This window comes from Dorea acetigenes (genome assembly GCF_025567385.1).
Classification (GTDB): Bacteria; Bacillota; Clostridia; order Lachnospirales; family Lachnospiraceae; genus Claveliimonas; species Claveliimonas acetigenes.
Genome location: NZ_JAOQJU010000054.1, coordinates 1 through 1879 on the forward strand (window position 1 = coordinate 1; position 1879 = coordinate 1879).

The window sequence follows — 1879 nt, forward strand, 5'->3', positions numbered from 1 at the left end:
GGTAGTGTCAAGTAATCTATGAAAAAACTGAGTTAAAAAAATAGGCTCAGATGAACCTTGAAAATTGCAGATATGTTAGTGATTGGCAGTGTACGCCACCCTTGACGGCGCACCAAAACAATGCTCTGAACGTCCTACCGACGGCGAAGAACTCAAGAACAGTTAGTTTTCTCCGTCTGATCCACAGCATTGTAGCATTGTTTTGGCGTGCCATCAATGGCAAAGCCGGAAGCCGTGCTTCCGGTGGCTGTTTTCCCTTCCGGCTCAGAATCTAAGAACAGTTAGCGGCTTCGCCGTGCTGTTGCTTCAGGATGGTCTGCTGACCGAGGAAGATGAGAAGCTGCCACTTGCCGGGCATGTTGTCAGCACCCTGCAGCATTTCTACTTCGTTGAGGACTTTATATTTCTTGTGTTTATGGGGTCTGAGAAAGTTGTAGTATGCAACCCAGAGGGCAAGGTCATAATTAGCGCCGTCGATGTTATCAAAGCCGTTTGTGTGACGGTAAGAAGCCTTATAGGTGCGGTTGAGCCGCTCAATCATCTGCTTGAATGGGCGGTGTTCTGTAGAAACAGAATCGTCGTTGGTAAGCCCAATGACCTGAGTGATTTTGAAGGAAAAGTCTTTCCCGAACTTCTTTACGAATTCCATTGCGGCGAGAGGATAGGCGCTGTAACCGTCAGCGATGAACTTAAAGTTTTCGGGCAGCTTGGCAAGTCCCCGGAATGCCATGCGCATGGCGAGGATGCATGGGCCGACACCACGATTATCGGATACCTGGTAGCCGATAATGGAACGGGTTGCAGCATTCATGATAAGCCAGACGTATGTTTTGAGACCGCGGATTTTTATGTAGGTTTCATCGGCAGTAAAGACATCTCCTTTTTCGTAAGGATACTGGTCAACAAAGGGCTTGATGCAGCTGGCAGCGGTCTTACAATAGTTGGCGATCTGCTGGTGGGAGATACTGATGTTATACAAATCTTTGAGTGCCTGAGAGGTTTTGCGCAGGGACAGCCCGAGATTGATATGGAGGGTCAGGCACAGGGACATGACATGTGCGTTGTGCTTACTGAATTTCAGGGAAGATGCGTTCTTTGGAAGGGTGTTTAAGTCCATGCTGAAAAAATCTATCGTGAATTCGCGGTAGATGTAGTGGAGTTTATATTTGTTCTTGCCGTAATCCTCTTTGAGGTCTTCCTTATCCACCTTTTTCAGGTTGTGAAGGTAGTAGGGGCATTTGGGATTGACGCACTTGTGGATGACAAAGTGTTTCCGGTCTTTTTTGGGAACGAGAGCATTTCCACAGTGAGGACAGCGCAGTTTTACAGAGGAGAAGCGGCTTTCATGCGGGGAGAATCTTGCATCACAGATCTTACACAGGAGCTGTCCCTTGGCCCCATTGTTTTTGTACAGAAAGGGTTTTGGGGCATCACAGCGGGGGCAGGTGCAGGTGTCCGGAATATCACATTCAGACCGGCGGCTGACAGGGCGGATCTTTTTGCCATAGCGTTTTTCGTAGTAGGGGATGAGATCCTTATAAGTCCAGTCCTGACGGAAGTCAGTGATCAGAGGGAGTTCATCAATTTTGAACTTTTGGTACTTTGGGGAATGGGAATCATCAAAAGCCCATTGCTTGAGGGGGACATATCTGCAGATGAAGTTGATCAGCCAGCAGTTTTGCTGGTAAAGATATTGAATTACAGAGAGTAAGTATTGTATAATGTCCATGAGCATTGGCTCCTTTCGAGGTAATGGATTTGTGGTGAACTCATTATACACGAAAAAGGAGGTCAATGCTCTTTTTATTGCAGATTTCCCTAAAAATCAAGGTTTTTATTAGATTTTAGTACAAAAAAACAGGTAGTTTTTGACACTACC

1 protein-coding gene is annotated in these 1879 nt (G+C 46.4%); it reads right to left on the minus strand.

Features of this window, described 5'->3' with window-relative positions:
* Positions 1 to 271: 271 nt before the first annotated feature.
* Positions 272 to 1729 (minus strand): DDE-type integrase/transposase/recombinase, encoded by a 1458-nt coding sequence (locus OCV99_RS17920; RefSeq protein ID WP_158372381.1) that lies wholly within the window; start codon positions 1727 to 1729, stop codon positions 272 to 274.
* Between the last annotated feature and the right edge of the window lie 150 nt (positions 1730 to 1879).

Bases quoted from the DNA above. Each gene is read 5' to 3' on its own strand.
- OCV99_RS17920 (WP_158372381.1), bottom strand. From the start codon at position 1,729: ATGGACATTATACAATACTTACTCTCTGTAATTCAATATCTTTACCAG.